The organism is Pseudomonas sp. GD04019 (assembly GCF_029837695.1).
GTDB lineage: Bacteria > Pseudomonadota > Gammaproteobacteria > Pseudomonadales > Pseudomonadaceae > Aquipseudomonas.
Map to the genome: position 1 here is coordinate 214,096 of NZ_JAOEEA010000006.1, position 14,210 is coordinate 228,305.

The following is a 14,210-nucleotide window of genomic DNA, read 5'->3' on the forward strand; positions in this document are numbered from 1 at the left end:
TTGACGGGGGTCAGCCCCGGCGCTTGGATGGTGCCCTTTGCAGAGGAGTGCGCGACATGGCCAAACGCATCCAATTCTCCCGCCACGGCGGCAGCGAAGTGCTCGAACTGGTCGACCAGCCGGCGGCCGAGCCCGGCCACCACGAAGTGCGGGTACGCAACCGCGCCATCGGCCTGAACTTCATCGACACCTACTACCGCAGCGGCCTGTACCAGCCGCCGAGCCTGCCGTCCGGCCTGGGCGGCGAGGGCGCCGGCGAAGTGGAAGCGGTGGGGAGCGCAGTCAGCCATCTGAAGGTCGGCGACCGCGTGGCCTATGCCACCGGCCCGCTCGGCGCCTATGGCGAGCTGCATGTATTGCCGGCGCAGCATCTGGTCAAGCTGCCGGACTCGATCTCCTTCGAGCAGGCGGCGGCGGTGATGCTCAAGGGCCTCACCGTGCAGTACCTGCTGCGCCAGACCTACCAGGTCGAGACCGGACAGACCATCCTCTGGCATGCCGCGGCTGGCGGTGTCGGACTGATCGCCTGCCAGTGGGCGCGCGCCCTGGGCGTGCAGCTGATCGGCACCGTGTCGTCGCCGGAGAAGGCGGCGCTGGCCAAGGTCAACGGCGCCTGGGCGACCATCGACTACAGCCACGAAGACGTGGTGCAACGCGTGCTGGAGCTGACCGGCGGGGCCAAGTGCTCGGTGGTCTACGACTCGGTGGGCAAGGACACCTGGGAGCGCTCGCTGGACTGCGTGGCGCCGCGCGGCCTGCTGGTAAGCTTCGGCAATGCCTCGGGCGCGGTCACGGGAGTCAATCTCGGCGTGCTGGCACAGAAGGGCTCGCTCTACCTGACCCGACCGACCCTGGGCCACTACGCCAGTAACGCGGAAAACCTGCAGGCGATGGCCGACGAGTTGTTCGGCCTGATCGCCAGTGGCGCGATCAGGGTCGAGATCGGCCGCCGCTATGCGCTGGCCGAGGCTGCCGCAGCCCAGGACGCACTGAGCAGCCGGCAGACCACCGGCTCGACGATTCTGATTCCGTAGGGAGTCAGGACGGGCGGATCACATCGCCCGTGCGCAGATCGCGGATCAGGCTGGGGTTCTTGCGCCCGCCCAAGGCGCCGCCGAGCACCGCATCGAGTTGGCGGGGGAAATACTGCTCGACGCGCAGGCGCGAGCGCGCCGAGGGCCGGCCGGCCGGATTGGCCGAGGTGGACACCAGCGGGCCGGTAAGGGCACAGAGATCGCGCACCAACGGGTGGTCGCTGACGCGCAGGGCGACGGTGTCATGCTGGCCGGTGATCCAGCGCGGTAAGCGATCCTGGTGTGGCACCAGCCAGGTGTTGGGCCCCGGCCAGGTGCTGGCCAGGCGGTCGATCCAGCGCTCGGGCAGGTCGCCCAGGAGGAAGTCGAACTGCTCGATGCTGTCCGCCACCAGGATCACGCCCTTGTGTACCGGGCGGTCCTTGAGGGCAAGAAGACGGTCCACCGCGGCTTCGTTCCACGGATCGCACCCCAGGCCCCAGACGGCCTCGGTGGGATAGGCGATCACCCCACCCTCGCGTACCACGCGTGCCACCTGCTGTATCTGCCAACCACTCATGCTCACCCCCTGGTTTCTCTGGCGGCGAGTGTACCCAGCTCAGCGCACGCGGTGTACCCAGCGCCCGGCCTCGCAGGCCACCAGACCTTCCAGTTCCAGGTCGGTCAGGGCCACCAGCACCTCGCCGATTGGCAGGTCGCAGGCCAGGGCCAACCCCTCGCTGGTTTGCGGCGCGGCGCGCAGCTGCGCCAGCAGCGGATGGTCGACCTGGGCAGAGGCTTCGTTCGCCGGGGTAACACGTTGCCAGCCACGCAGGGCCTGGAGGATATCCTCGACACTCTCCACCAGGGTCGCTCCTTCGCGGATCAACTGATGACAGCCACGTGCACCGGGATGATGGATGGAGCCGGGAATCGCATAGACCTCGCGCCCCTGCTCGGCGGCCAGGCGCGCGGTGATCAGCGAGCCGCTGGACGGGCTGGCCTCGACCACCAGCACTCCCACCGACAGGCCGCTGATGATGCGATTGCGCCGCGGGAAGTTGCTGGCCTGGGGCGGGCAATCCAGCGGCAACTCGGATACCAGCGCGCCGCCCTGTTCAACGATGCGCGCGGCCAGTCCCACATGGCGTTGCGGATAGATGTGCTGCAGCCCGGTGCCGAGCACCGCGACCGTCGCGCCATCGACATCCAGCGCACCCTGATGCGCCGCACCATCGATGCCCAGAGCAAGGCCGCTGGTGATCACAAAGCCTCCGCCGGCAAGGCTGCGGGCGAACGCGGCGGCGGTATCCAGCCCTGGGCGCGAGGCCTTGCGACTGCCCACCATGGCCAGCTGCGGTCGCTCCAGCAGTGCCGGATCGCCAGCCACGAACAACAGCGGCGGAGCATCGCTCAACTCAGCCAGTAGGCCAGGGTATGCAGGGTCGTCCCACATCAGCAGCGACTGTCCCGGTTGTTCCAACCAACGCAACGCCGCCGTGGCCTGCTCGCGGATCTCCGCGCTGCGCCTGGGTTCGGCACAGGCGGTGGGCAGGCCGAGCGAGCGCCAGGCGGTAGCTGGGGCGCTGAGAGCAGCGGAGGCACTGCCAAAGGCTTCGAGCAAGCGGCGGAAGCGGCGTGGACCGAGCTCAGGCAAACGGTGCAGCCGCAGGCGCGCTTCCAGCTCGGCAGGGGAGATAGTGTGCATATCGATCATCCTTGATCGGTGACGCAGAAAGCAGAACCCCCGCGAGAGCGGGGGTTCTGTTGATTACGGGTTCTTCACCTTGTCCATCACCGCCAGGTCACGGGTGGCGTAGAGCACAAGGCCGTAGCTGAGTTTCTCGTAGGAGCGGAATACCATCAGCAGGCCGGAACGCTCGTCCGGAATTTTTACCCATTCATCTGTGACGCGATCTCGAACGGTTTCGCCAGTCTTATAGATGGCCAAAACATTGCCTTCGCTCAGGCCATCAACTTTGCCCTTATTGAGGGTAACCACATCGTACTGGCCTACTTTAACCACACCACGCGGTACATCGAGAATCACACCATCAATATCGGTAGCAGGTTCGCTGGGCGTAAAGATCGAGTTGACCGCGCGCTCTTCAGTCGGGAACAGACGGTCGCCCAGTCGTACTTCCTGAGTGGAGCGGGTCAAATTGAGAGTTGCGATCTCTCCTTCCTCGGCGACAACTTCTCCAGTGCCAATATCATCAGCATTGATGCCGAGGAACTCTTTAGTTTCCGGGTCGATATAAACCTTACCCTGGCGGAAAATGCCATAAATGGGCTGCTCATCTTCGAAAGCGCCACGGGCATAAATACGATCGCTCGCACCACTGACTACACGCTCATTCTGACCCGCAACGATATAAGGCTTAGCTTCAAACTCTTCCGCGCTATCGACAATTCGGTTGGTCAGCAGGAAGCTATTGATCGCCTCCAGCGGAATGGTCGGAATCGCTTCCGCCATTGGTGTGCTGCGCACCTTCGGCGACAGCTTGATGGTGCCGCGGGACTCACCTCGGTTAAGCATCAGACGAGGCTGGCCGTCTATGTACACCAGGCTAAGAGTGTCGCCCGGGTAAATCAGATGAGGATTCTCGATCTGCGGGTTGGCGTGCCACAGCTCGGGCCACTTCCACGGCTGGCTGAGGAACTTGCCGGAGATATCCCACAGGGTGTCACCCTTAACCACGGTGTAGCGGTCCGGATGACCTTCCTTGAGCTGGACGGCTGCCTGGACCAGGCCACTCTGTACCAGACCGCCCGCAGCGACCAGCAGCAGGGCGAGTAGTGATTTCCTCATGCGGTGAATCCCTTTATTATGTGGCTGGCGCCTGTAAGCCGCAGAAGCCGCGGCTTTTGAGCCGTTTTTCAAAGCTGTTCATCATCTTAGCAGCGGTTTTTTACTTTATTCCACAAGTGCATCACAAACAGCCATGGCGATACTCAACATCCTCGAATTCCCCGATCCGCGCCTGCGCACCATCGCCAAGCCGGTGACCGTCTTCGACGCAGCTCTTTCCCAACTGATCGACGATATGTTCGAGACCATGTATGCCGCGCCCGGCATCGGCCTGGCGGCCACGCAGATCAACGTGCACAAGCGTGTGGTGGTGATGGATCTGTCCGAGGACAAGTCCGAGCCGCGGGTGTTCATCAACCCCGAGTTCGAGTCGCTGACCGAGCAGATGGACCAGTACCAGGAAGGCTGCCTGTCGGTCCCCGGTTTCTACGAGAACGTTGACCGCCCGCAAAAGGTCAAGATCAAGGCCCAGGACCGCGACGGCAGCCACTACGAGCTGATCGCCGAAGGCCTGCTCGCCGTGTGCATCCAGCACGAGTGCGATCACCTCAACGGCAAACTGTTCGTCGACTACCTGTCCAATCTCAAGCGCGACCGGATCAAGAAGAAGCTGGAAAAACAGCACCGCCAGCAGGCTTGAACCCGAACCCCAAAGGCTTGCTCTGGCAAGCCTTTTTCTTTTCATGTGAGTGAATCATGCGCATCGTCTTTGCCGGCACCCCGGAATTCGCCGCCAGCCATCTGCAGGCCCTGCTCGATGCGGGTCGTGAGATCGTCGCCGTCTACACCCAGCCGGATCGCCCGGCCGGCCGCGGGCAAAAACTGATGCCCAGCCCGGTAAAGCAGCTCGCGCTGCAGCACGGCATCGCCGCGTACCAGCCGCAGACCCTGCGCGACCCGGCGGCCCAGGCCGAGCTGGCCACGCTGAATGCAGACCTGATGGTGGTGGTGGCCTACGGCCTGATCCTGCCCCAGGTGGTGCTGGACACCCCACGCCTGGGCTGCATCAACAGCCATGCCTCACTGCTACCGCGCTGGCGCGGCGCGGCGCCGATCCAGCGCGCCGTGCAGGCAGGCGACGCCAGCAGCGGGGTTACCGTGATGCAGATGGAGGCGGGCCTGGACACCGGCCCCATGCTGCTCAAGGTCAGCACCACCATCACCGCCGACGACACCGGCGGCAGCCTGCATGATCGCCTGGCCCAGCTAGGCTCGGCCGCCGTGGTCGAGGCCGTAGGCAAGCTGGCCGCTGGCGAACTGCATGGTGAAGTACAGGACGACAGCCTGGCCACCTACGCGCACAAGCTGAACAAGGACGAGGCCCGCCTCGACTGGAGCCGCCCGGCCGATGAACTGGAGCGCCTGGTGCGCGCCTTCAATCCCTGGCCGATCTGCCACAGCACGCTGAATGGCGAGGCGCTCAAGGTGCTGGCCGCGCAGCTGGGCGAAGGCAAAGGCGCGCCCGGCACCATCCTCGCCGCCGACAAGGCCGGCCTGACTGTGGCCTGCGGCGAAGGCGCCCTGCGCCTGACCCGTCTGCAGCTGCCCGGCGGCAAGCCGCTGGCCTTCGCCGATCTGTACAACAGCCGCCGCGAGCAGTTCGCCGTCGGCCTGGTGCTCGGTCAATGAATCCACGCCTGGCCGCCGCCCGTGCCCTGGCCGCCGTACTCAACGGCAAGGCGTCGCTGGGCAGCAGCCTGCCGCCGCTGCTGGACAGGGTCGATGCGCGTGATCGCGGCCTGGCCCAGGATCTGGCCTTCGGCACCGCACGCTGGCAGCCGCGCCTGCAGCTGCTCGCCGACAAACTGCTGCAGAAGCCGTTCAAGGCCGCCGACCGTGACGTCGAGGCGCTGCTGCTGGTCGGCCTGTACCAGCTGCTGCACACCCGCATCCCGGCCCACGCCGCCATCGGCGAGACGGTGGCCTGCGTCGACAAGCTGAAGAAGACCTCGCTCAAGGGCCTGCTCAACGGCGTGCTGCGCAATGCCCAGCGTGACCATGAGGCGCTGTTCGCCGAACTGGACCGCGACCCGGTGCTGCACACCGCCCACCCGCGCTGGCTGCAGAAGCGCCTGAAGGCCGACTGGCCGGAGCACTGGCAGGCGATCTGCGCCGCCAACAATAAACATCCGCCGCTGATCCTGCGCGCCAACCGCCGCCATGGCAGCCGCGATGCCTATCTCGCCGAACTATGCAGCGCCGGCATCGAGGCCGAGCCCTGCAGCTTCAGCCGTGACGGCATCCGTCTGCTGCAGCCCTGCGACGTGAAGACCCTGCCGGGCTTCGCCGAGGGCCGCGTCAGTGTGCAGGATGAGGCCGCCCAGCTGGCCGCCGACCTGCTCGACCTGGCGCCCGGCCAGCGCGTGTTGGACGCCTGTGCGGCGCCCGGCGGCAAGACCTGCCACCTGCTCGAAGCCGAGCCTGGGTTGAAGGAAGCCATCGCCCTGGACCTGGAGCCGGCACGCCTGGCGCGGGTGCAGGAGAACCTCGACCGCCTGCAGCTCAAGGCCACCTTGATCGCCGCCGACGGCCGCGACGTGGCCGCTTGGTGGGACGGCAAGCCGTTCCAGCGCATCCTGCTCGACGCCCCCTGCTCGGCCACCGGCGTGATTCGTCGCCATCCGGACATCAAGCTGACGCGTCAGGCTGACGACATCACCGCCCTGGCCAAACTCCAAGGCGAGCTGCTCGACGCCCTGTGGCCGACCCTGGAGGTCGGCGGCGTACTGCTCTACGCCACCTGCTCGGTGCTGCCGGAGGAGAACAGCGACAACATCGCCGCCTTCCTCGCCCGCACGCCCGGCGCGCGCGAGCTGGATATCGCCGGCGCGTTCGGCCTCAAGCAGGCCCATGGCCGCCAGCTGCTGCCGCAGGTCGACGGCCACGACGGTTTCTACTATGCCAAGCTGATAAAAATCGCCGCCGCACCGCGCGGCTAGACCCATCTACGATCTGCTGCGCGTCGGCCAGACTGCGTTGAAAGCGGGCTCGGAATGCTCATTTACCACCTGTAAACTGCGCTTCCTCGCCCGCTTTCGCCTTGCCTGGCTCTAGCTCGCGATATCGTAGACAGGGTCCAACGGAGCTACTCGATGAAGATCATCATTCTCGGCGCAGGGCAGGTTGGCGGCACCCTGGCGGAGCACCTGGCCAGCGAAGCCAACGACATCACCGTGGTCGACACCGACGCCGACCGTCTGCGCGATCTCGGCGACCGCCTGGACATCCGCACGGTGGTCGGTCGCGGCTCGTTCCCCACCGTGCTGCGCCAGGCCGGTGCCGACGACGCCGACATGCTGGTGGCGGTGACCAACAGCGACGAGACCAACATGGTCGCCTGCCAGGTGGCCTATACCCTGTTCCACACCCCGACCAAGATCGCCCGGGTGCGCGAGTCGGCCTACCTGACCCGCGAGGCGCTGTTCGACAACGAGGCCATTCCGGTCGACGTGCTAATCAGCCCCGAGCAGGTGGTGACCAACTACATCAAGCGCCTGATCGAGTATCCCGGCGCGTTGCAGGTGATCGACTTCGCCGAAGGCAAGGCCCAACTGGTGGCGGTCAAGGCCTACTACGGCGGCCCGCTGGTCGGCCAGCAGCTGCGCCAGCTGCGCGAGCACATGCCCAACGTCGACACCCGCGTCGCTGCCATCTTCCGGCGCAACCGGCCGATCATGCCGCAGGGCGACACGGTGATCGAAGCCGACGACGAGGTGTTCTTCATCGCCGCCAAGGCGCACATCCGCGCAGTGATGAGCGAACTGCGCCGCCTGGAAGACAGCTACAAGCGCATCGTCATCGCCGGCGGCGGGCATATCGGCGAGCGCCTGGCCGAGGCCATCGAGAGCCGCTACCAGGTGAAGATCATCGAGATGAGCCCGGCGCGCTGCCGCTACCTCTCCGACCACCTGGAAAGCACCATCGTGCTGCAGGGCAGCGCCTCCGACCGCGACCTGCTGGTGGAGGAGAACATCAACGAGGCCGACATCTTCCTCGCCCTGACCAACGACGACGAGGCCAACATCATGTCCTCGCTGCTGGCCAAGCGCCTGGGCGCGCGCAAGGTGATGACCATCATCAACAACCCAGCCTATGTCGACCTGGTCCAGGGCGGCGACATCGATATCGCCATCAGCCCGCAGCTGGCCACCATCGGCACCCTGCTGACCCACGTGCGTCGCGGCGACATCGAGAGCGTGCACAGTCTGCGCCGTGGCGCGGCCGAAGCCATCGAAGCCATCGCCCACGGTGACGCCCGCTCGAGCAAGGTGGTCGGCAAGATGATCGAGGAGATCGCCCTGCCGCCGGGCACCACCATCGGCGCGGTGATCCGCGACGAGGAAGTGCTGATCGCCCACGACGACACGGTGATCGCATCCGGCGACCACGTGATACTGTTCCTCGTCGACAAGAAGTACATCCGCGACGTGGAGCGCCTGTTCCAGGTCGGTCTGACCTTCTTCTGAGCCACGAGGCGCCCTTGGCATGACCACGCCGGAATCCCTGGAAAAACTGCTGGCCCGCGGGGTGGACAACGCCCTGCTGCGCTTCGGCCTGGGCAAGGCCTACCTGGACGACAACCAGCCCGAGGCGGCTGCCGAGCACCTGCAGAAGTGCCTGGGTTTCGACCCGAATTACTCGGCGGCATGGAAGCTGCTGGGCCAGGCCTGCCAGAAGCGCGGCATGCTGGAAGAGGCGCGCCAGGCCTGGCACAACGGCCTGGAAGTGGCGCGCAAGCGTGGCGACAAGCAGACCGAGAAGGAAATGATGGTGTTTCTGCGCCGCCTGGAGAAGGTGACGGGAGAGGGCGCCTAGTCTTCGCGCTGGAAGATCAGCGCCACGCCGCTGGGCTCGAAGCGCACCACCTGCATCTGCACCACCGGCGCGGGAATCGGCAGGCCCTGGACCTGGCCGCTGACCACTTCGCCGATCTGCAGCAGCTTCTGCGCATCGTCGATCACCACGAACACACCACTCTCGGAGATATCGCGGGTGGTCACCAGCATCTGACCGTGCAGCGGATGATCGATGCGCAGCTGGACCTTCAGCGGGGTACGCTTGTGATCGCGCTTGTTGTCCATGCCTGTCCTGTTGTTATGGGCGGGAAACTGCTGTGACGGTACTGGCTTACGCCGGCCGTATCAATACCACTTCTTCTCGCCCTCGGGGCGCTTCTTGAAGCGCTTCATGCTCCACAGGTACTGGCTCGGGTAGGCGCGCACGTAGCGCTCCAGCTCGCGGCTCATGGCCGCGGCCGATACCTGTGGGTCCTCGCTGTACATGTCTTCGGGCACCGCCTCGAAGATCACCTTGAAACCGCTGTTGTCCGGCAGGCGCACGGCGGTGAGGAATACGCCCAGTGCCTTGCCGCCGGCGAGCATGCCGGGGACGAACTTGCTGGTCAGCGCCTGGATCGCGCAGAAGGGCACGAACAGGCCACTGGAGCGGCTCGGCTCCGGGTCGGCGGGAATGCCCACCACGCCGCCACGGCGTACTTCCTTGATCACGCTGAGGATGCCTTCCTTGGTCGAGGCCGCCACCCGGTTGCCCATCTGCGCGCGCTGCTTCTGCAGCAACTCGTCGACCGCCTTGAGCTTGGGCGGGCGATAGAAGATCACGGGTTTGCACTGGGAGCAGAAGTAGTGGTTGAGCACCTCCCAGTTGCCCAGATGGCTGGCCACGCCGACCACGCCCTTGCCGGAGGCCAGGGCCGCATGCAGCACGTCCAGGCCCTCCACCTCGCGCACCAGCTTGAGCGTACGCTCGACCGGCCAGATCCAGGCACAGGCACTCTCGGTGAAGATCTTGCCGATATCGCGCAGGGTAGCGCCGACCAGTTGCTCGCGTTCGGCCTCACCCAGCTCGGGGAAGCACTTGGCCAGGTTGATGCGCACCACTTCGCGCGAGCTGTTCGGCAGCTTCCACATCAACCAGCCGATGGCCGCGCCGACCGCCTGCACGGCGCCCCAGGGCAGCAGGGCGAACAGGCGCAGGAAACCGACCACCAGGGCGCCTTTGAATTTCTCCACGAGCAACTCCGAATACGCAAAAGGCCAGCATTGTAACGGCTGTGACCGCCGGGTTCAGCCTCGCAGTGCGTGATAGCGATCGCAGTCGGTCGTATGGTCCATCACCATGCCCGCCGCCTGCATGTAGGCGTAGCAGATGGTCGGGCCGACAAAGGTGAAGCCGAGCTTCTTCAGCGCCTTGCTCATCGCCTCGGCCTCAGGCGTCACCGCCGGCACCTCGCCACGACCGCTGAAGTGATTGATCTTCGGCGCGCCACCGACGAAGGACCAGAGCAGCGTCACCGGATCCTCCAGCTTGAGCCAGGCCTGGGCGTTCTGCCGCGCCGCCCTGAGTTTGGCGCGGTTGCGGATGATGCCGGGGTCCTGCATACGCTCCTCGATCTCCGCGTCGCTCATCACCGCCAGCCGCGCGGCATCGAAGCCGAACAGCACCTGCCGGTAGCGCTCGCGCTTCTTCAGCACGGTGATCCACGACAGGCCGGCCTGGAAGCCTTCCAGCAGCAGCATCTCGAACAGCCACTGCGGGTCGCGCTGGGGCACGCCCCATTCTTGGTCGTGATAGGCGATGTACAGCGGATCGTCGTTGCACCAGAAGCAGCGCGGCATGGCAGTCGAACCAGGAAATGGAGGAAGCCTGACTATAGCCAAAATACTGTATGAAAAAACAGTTAGCACGCCCCATGCCTGCGCTGTGGGCCGCTGCCCTCAAGGGCGCGCCTGATCGGGTATACTGCGCGGCTTTATGCAAACGCCTCGACACCGGTGGAATTCGTGAGCCAGACAACGCCCGACGTGAGCACCTTCCAAGGCCTGATCCTCGCCCTGCAAAGCTATTGGGCCGAGCAAGGCTGCGTGATCCTGCAACCCTACGACATGGAGATGGGTGCCGGTACCTTCCACACCGCCACCTTCCTGCGCGCCATCGGTCCGGAGACCTGGAACGCCGCCTACGTGCAACCCTCGCGCCGCCCGGCCGACGGCCGCTACGGCGAGAACCCCAACCGCCTACAGCACTACTACCAGTTCCAGGTGGTGCTCAAGCCGAACCCGGAGAACATCCAGGACCTGTACCTGGAATCGCTGCGCCGCATCGGCGTCGACACCCTGGTGCACGACATCCGCTTCGTCGAAGACAACTGGGAATCGCCGACCCTCGGCGCCTGGGGCCTGGGCTGGGAAGTCTGGCTAAACGGCATGGAAGTCACCCAGTTCACCTACTTCCAGCAGGTCGGCGGCGTCGAGTGCTACCCGGTCACCGGCGAAATCACCTACGGCCTCGAGCGCCTGGCCATGTACCTGCAGGGCGTCGACTCGGTGTATGACCTGGTCTACTCCGACGGCCCGTTCGGCAAGGTCACCTACGGCGACGTGTTCCACCAGAACGAAGTGGAGCAGTCCACCTTCAACTTCGAGCACGCCAACGTCGACAAGCTGTTCGACCTGTTCGACTTCTACGAGTCCGAGGCCAACCGCCTGATGGAACTGCAGCTGCCGCTGCCGGCCTATGAAATGGTGATCAAGGCGTCGCACAGCTTCAACCTGCTCGACGCCCGCCGCGCCATCTCGGTGACCGCGCGCCAGCAATACATCCTGCGCGTGCGCACCCTGGCGCGGAACATCGCCCAGAGCTACCTGCTGGCCCGCGCCAAGCTCGGCTTCCCGATGGCCACCCCGGAACTGCGTGATGAAGTGCTGGCTCAGCTGAAGGAGGCCGAATAATGAGTGCTCAGGATTTTCTGGTTGAGCTGGGCACCGAAGAGCTGCCACCGAAGGCCCTGAAGAGCCTCGGCGACGCCTTCCTCGCCGGTGTCGAGAAAGGCCTCAAGGCCGCCGGCCTGGGCTACGCCAAGGCGCGTGTCTATGCCGCCCCGCGTCGCCTGGCTGTGCTGGTCGAGCAACTCGCCGCGCAGCAGCCGGATCGCACCGTCAACCTCGACGGCCCGCCCGTGCAGGCCGCCTTCGACAAGGACGGCAACCCGACCCAGGCCGCGCTGGGCTTCGCCAAGAAGTGCGGCGTCGAGCTGAGCCAGATCGACACCAGCGGACCGAAACTGAAATTCAGCCAGTCGATTGTCGGCCAACCCGCCGTCAGCCTGCTGGCCGGCATCGTCGAAGCCTCGCTGAACGAGCTGCCGATTCCCAAGCGCATGCGCTGGGGCGCGCGCAAGACCGAGTTCGTGCGTCCGACCCAGTGGCTGGTGATGCTGTTCGGCGACCAGGTCGTCGACTGCGAGATCCTCGCCCAGAAGTCCGGCCGCATCTCCCGTGGCCACCGCTTCCACGCCAACCGTGACGTGACCATCGACAGCCCGGCCAGCTACGCCGAAGATCTGCGCGCCGCCCAGGTGATCGCCGACTTCGCCGAGCGCCGCCAGCAGATCGCCGCCCGCGTCGAGGAACTGGCCCGTGCCGAGAACGGCAGCGCCATCGTGCCGCCGGCCCTGCTGGACGAAGTCAGCGCCCTGGTCGAATGGCCGGTGCCGCTGGTCTGCTCCTTCGAGGAACGCTTCCTTGAGGTGCCGCAGGAAGCCCTGATCACCACCATGCAGGACAACCAGAAGTACTTCTGCCTGCTTGATGGCAACGGCAAGCTGCTGCCGCGCTTTATCACCGTGGCCAACATCGAATCGAAGGACCCGGCGCAGATCGTCGCCGGCAACGAGAAGGTGGTGCGTCCGCGCCTTACCGACGCCGAGTTCTTCTTCAAGCAGGACAAGCGCCAGCCGCTGGAAAAACGCAACGAGCGCCTGGCCAACGTGGTGTTCCAGGCCCAGCTCGGCAGCGTGTTCGACAAGGCCGAGCGCGTCTCCAAGCTGGCCGCATTCATCGCCGAGAAGATCGGCGGTGACGCCAGCCGCGCGGCCCGCGCCGGCATCCTGTCCAAGTGCGACCTGGCCACCGAGATGGTCGGCGAGTTCCCGGAGATGCAGGGCATCGCCGGCTACTACTACGCCAAGCACGACGGCGAAGCCGATGACGTGGCCCAGGCGCTGAACGAGCAGTACATGCCGCGTGGCGCCGGCGCCGAGCTGCCGCAGACCCTCACCGGCGCCGCCGTGGCCGTGGCCGACAAGCTCGATACCCTGGTCGGCATCTTCGGCATCGGCATGCTGCCGACCGGCTCCAAGGACCCCTACGCCTTGCGTCGTGCGGCCCTCGGCGTGCTGCGCATCCTGATCGAGAAGCAGCTGGACCTGAACCTGGTCGAGGCCGTGGCCTTCGCCATCGACCTGTATGGCGACAAGGTCAAGGCAGCAGGCCTGGCCCAGCAGGTGCTGGACTTCATCTTCGACCGCCTGCGTGCACGCTACGAAGACGAAGGCGTGGAAGTGGCCGTGTACCAGGCGGTACGCGCCCTCAGCCCGGCAGCGCCGCTGGACTTCGACCAGCGCGTCCAGGCCGTGCAGGCCTTCCGTCAGCTGCCACAGGCCGCCGCCTTGGCCGCTGCCAACAAGCGCGTGTCGAACATCCTGGCCAAGGCCGAAGGCGAGCTGCCAGCCGGTATCAACGCCGCGCTGCTCGAAGCCGGTGCCGAACAGGCCCTGGCCCAGGCCGTGACCGCTGCGGCGCAAGCCGTGGCTCCGCTGGCCGCCACACGCAGCTATCGCGAGGCCCTGGCCCAGCTGGCCAGCCTGCGCGAGCCGGTGGATGCGTACTTCGACGCGGTTATGGTCAATGCCGATGATGCCGCCGTACGCGCCAATCGCTACGCGCTGCTGAACCAGCTGCGCAGCCTGTTCCTCGGCGTCGCCGATATCTCCCTGCTGGGCTGACGAGTGCACCGGGCGGCCCGCGCCGCCCGGTCGCTCGGGTAACTGCATGAAACTGCTGATTCTCGACCGCGACGGCGTCATCAATGAAGACTCCGACGCCTATATCAAATCCCTCGCCGAATGGATCCCGATTCCGGGCGCCATCGACGCCATCGCACGCCTGAGCAAGGCCGGCTGGACCGTGGCCGTGGCCACCAACCAATCGGGCCTGGCGCGCGGCTACTACGACGACGCCACCCTCGAGTCGATGCACGCGCGCCTGCGCCAGCTGGTAGCGGAGCAGGGCGGCGAAGTCGGCCTGATCGTGCACTGCCCGCATGGCCCGGATGACGGCTGCAGCTGCCGCAAGCCGAAGCCGGGCATGCTCGAGCAGATCGCCGCGCACTACGGCACAGAACTGGCAGGCACCTGGTTCGTCGGCGACAGCGCTGGTGACCTCGACGCCGCCCTGGCCGTCCATTGCCAGCCCGTACTGGTAAAAACCGGCAAGGGCGAACGTACCCTGGCCAAGCCATTGCCAGCGGGAACCCTGATATTCGATGATCTGGCGGCGGTTGCCGATCAGCTTCTTCTCTAGAGAACG

The 14,210-nt window shown here is 65.8% G+C and carries 15 protein-coding genes; 9 read left to right on the forward strand and 6 right to left on the reverse strand.

What is annotated here, in order from left to right; all coding sequences use genetic code 11:
- The first annotated feature begins 56 nt into the window (after window positions 1-56).
- Window positions 57-1,034, forward strand: coding sequence for an NADPH:quinone reductase (locus N7607_RS11790; RefSeq protein WP_279865821.1), 978 nt, complete (start codon window positions 57-59; stop codon window positions 1,032-1,034).
- Between the two features lie 4 nt (window positions 1,035-1,038).
- Here N7607_RS11790 and N7607_RS11795 read toward each other — a convergent pair whose 3' ends face one another.
- The 3 genes from N7607_RS11795 to N7607_RS11805 form a co-directional block, all read right to left on the reverse strand.
- Window positions 1,039-1,593 (reverse strand): L-threonylcarbamoyladenylate synthase, encoded by a 555-nt coding sequence (locus tag N7607_RS11795; RefSeq protein ID WP_279865820.1) that lies wholly within the window; start codon window positions 1,591-1,593, stop codon window positions 1,039-1,041.
- A gap of 39 nt (window positions 1,594-1,632) precedes the next feature.
- Window positions 1,633-2,721, reverse strand: a complete 1,089-nt coding sequence (gene dprA / locus N7607_RS11800; RefSeq protein WP_279865819.1) for a DNA-processing protein DprA — start codon at window positions 2,719-2,721, stop codon at window positions 1,633-1,635.
- Between the two features lie 63 nt (window positions 2,722-2,784).
- On the reverse strand, window positions 2,785-3,825 hold the full coding sequence (locus N7607_RS11805) for a LysM peptidoglycan-binding domain-containing protein (protein WP_279865818.1): 1,041 nt from the start codon (window positions 3,823-3,825) through the stop codon (window positions 2,785-2,787).
- 133 nt (window positions 3,826-3,958) lie between these two features.
- On the opposite strand from N7607_RS11805, the gene def reads away from it, so the two are divergent.
- The 5 genes from def to N7607_RS11830 all read left to right on the forward strand — a co-directional run bounded on the left by def (window position 3,959) and on the right by N7607_RS11830 (window position 8,640).
- Window positions 3,959-4,465, forward strand: a complete 507-nt coding sequence (gene def / locus N7607_RS11810; RefSeq protein ID WP_043311936.1) for a peptide deformylase — start codon at window positions 3,959-3,961, stop codon at window positions 4,463-4,465.
- A 56-nt stretch (window positions 4,466-4,521) separates the two neighbouring features.
- Window positions 4,522-5,454: a methionyl-tRNA formyltransferase gene (gene fmt / locus N7607_RS11815; RefSeq protein WP_279865817.1), complete on the forward strand. Its 933-nt coding sequence runs from the start codon at window positions 4,522-4,524 to the stop codon at window positions 5,452-5,454.
- Window positions 5,451-6,764, forward strand: a complete 1,314-nt coding sequence (gene rsmB / locus N7607_RS11820; RefSeq protein ID WP_279865815.1) for a 16S rRNA (cytosine(967)-C(5))-methyltransferase RsmB — start codon at window positions 5,451-5,453, stop codon at window positions 6,762-6,764. The genes fmt and rsmB overlap by 4 nt, the downstream gene beginning before the upstream one ends.
- 153 nt (window positions 6,765-6,917) lie before the next feature.
- Window positions 6,918-8,291, forward strand: a complete 1,374-nt coding sequence (gene trkA, locus N7607_RS11825) for a Trk system potassium transporter TrkA (RefSeq protein WP_279865814.1) — start codon at window positions 6,918-6,920, stop codon at window positions 8,289-8,291.
- A gap of 19 nt (window positions 8,292-8,310) precedes the next feature.
- Complete coding sequence (locus N7607_RS11830) at window positions 8,311-8,640, forward strand: tetratricopeptide repeat protein (protein WP_279865813.1); 330 nt, start codon at window positions 8,311-8,313, stop codon at window positions 8,638-8,640.
- On the opposite strand, the gene N7607_RS11835 is transcribed toward N7607_RS11830, so the two are convergent.
- The 3 genes from N7607_RS11835 to N7607_RS11845 are packed head-to-tail and all read right to left on the reverse strand — an operon-like array spanning window position 8,637 to window position 10,460.
- A complete protein-coding gene (locus tag N7607_RS11835; RefSeq protein WP_137973905.1) occupies window positions 8,637-8,906 on the reverse strand; it encodes a PilZ domain-containing protein in 270 nt (89 codons plus the stop codon). The two genes, N7607_RS11830 and N7607_RS11835, sit on opposite strands and share 4 nt — an antisense overlap.
- Before the next feature lie 60 nt (window positions 8,907-8,966).
- Complete coding sequence (locus tag N7607_RS11840) at window positions 8,967-9,854, reverse strand: lysophospholipid acyltransferase (RefSeq protein ID WP_279865812.1); 888 nt, start codon at window positions 9,852-9,854, stop codon at window positions 8,967-8,969.
- A gap of 54 nt (window positions 9,855-9,908) precedes the next feature.
- A complete protein-coding gene (locus N7607_RS11845) occupies window positions 9,909-10,460 on the reverse strand; it encodes a DNA-3-methyladenine glycosylase I (RefSeq protein WP_279865811.1) in 552 nt (183 codons plus the stop codon).
- Window positions 10,461-10,625: 165 nt separating this feature from the next.
- Between N7607_RS11845 and glyQ the strand changes: the two genes are divergently transcribed.
- Genes glyQ through gmhB form a run of 3 tightly spaced genes read left to right on the forward strand, consistent with a single transcriptional unit; the run spans window position 10,626 to window position 14,204 of the window.
- Window positions 10,626-11,573 carry a glycine--tRNA ligase subunit alpha gene (gene glyQ / locus N7607_RS11850; RefSeq protein ID WP_279865810.1) on the forward strand — a complete coding sequence of 316 codons (948 nt, stop codon included), beginning with the start codon at window positions 10,626-10,628 and terminating at the stop codon, window positions 11,571-11,573.
- On the forward strand, window positions 11,573-13,627 hold the full coding sequence (gene glyS, locus N7607_RS11855) for a glycine--tRNA ligase subunit beta (protein WP_279865809.1): 2,055 nt from the start codon (window positions 11,573-11,575) through the stop codon (window positions 13,625-13,627). The genes glyQ and glyS overlap by 1 nt, the downstream gene beginning before the upstream one ends.
- A gap of 46 nt (window positions 13,628-13,673) precedes the next feature.
- Window positions 13,674-14,204 carry a D-glycero-beta-D-manno-heptose 1,7-bisphosphate 7-phosphatase gene (gene gmhB / locus N7607_RS11860; RefSeq protein WP_279865807.1) on the forward strand — a complete coding sequence of 177 codons (531 nt, stop codon included), beginning with the start codon at window positions 13,674-13,676 and terminating at the stop codon, window positions 14,202-14,204.
- The last annotated feature ends 6 nt before the right edge of the window (window positions 14,205-14,210 follow it).

Bases quoted from the DNA above. Each gene is read 5' to 3' on its own strand.
- N7607_RS11805 (WP_279865818.1), bottom strand. From the start codon at position 3,825: ATGAGGAAATCACTACTCGCCCTGCTGCTGGTCGCTGCGGGCGGTCTG.
- N7607_RS11795 (WP_279865820.1), bottom strand. From the start codon at position 1,593: ATGAGTGGTTGGCAGATACAGCAGGTGGCACGCGTGGTACGCGAGGGT.
- trkA (WP_279865814.1), top strand. From the start codon at position 6,918: ATGAAGATCATCATTCTCGGCGCAGGGCAGGTTGGCGGCACCCTGGCG.
- gmhB (WP_279865807.1), top strand. From the start codon at position 13,674: ATGAAACTGCTGATTCTCGACCGCGACGGCGTCATCAATGAAGACTCC.
- rsmB (WP_279865815.1), top strand. From the start codon at position 5,451: ATGAATCCACGCCTGGCCGCCGCCCGTGCCCTGGCCGCCGTACTCAAC.
- glyS (WP_279865809.1), top strand. From the start codon at position 11,573: ATGAGTGCTCAGGATTTTCTGGTTGAGCTGGGCACCGAAGAGCTGCCA.
- N7607_RS11835 (WP_137973905.1), bottom strand. From the start codon at position 8,906: ATGGACAACAAGCGCGATCACAAGCGTACCCCGCTGAAGGTCCAGCTG.
- def (WP_043311936.1), top strand. From the start codon at position 3,959: ATGGCGATACTCAACATCCTCGAATTCCCCGATCCGCGCCTGCGCACC.
- N7607_RS11845 (WP_279865811.1), bottom strand. From the start codon at position 10,460: ATGCCGCGCTGCTTCTGGTGCAACGACGATCCGCTGTACATCGCCTAT.
- N7607_RS11790 (WP_279865821.1), top strand. From the start codon at position 57: ATGGCCAAACGCATCCAATTCTCCCGCCACGGCGGCAGCGAAGTGCTC.
- dprA (WP_279865819.1), bottom strand. From the start codon at position 2,721: ATGCACACTATCTCCCCTGCCGAGCTGGAAGCGCGCCTGCGGCTGCAC.
- fmt (WP_279865817.1), top strand. From the start codon at position 4,522: ATGCGCATCGTCTTTGCCGGCACCCCGGAATTCGCCGCCAGCCATCTG.
- N7607_RS11830 (WP_279865813.1), top strand. From the start codon at position 8,311: ATGACCACGCCGGAATCCCTGGAAAAACTGCTGGCCCGCGGGGTGGAC.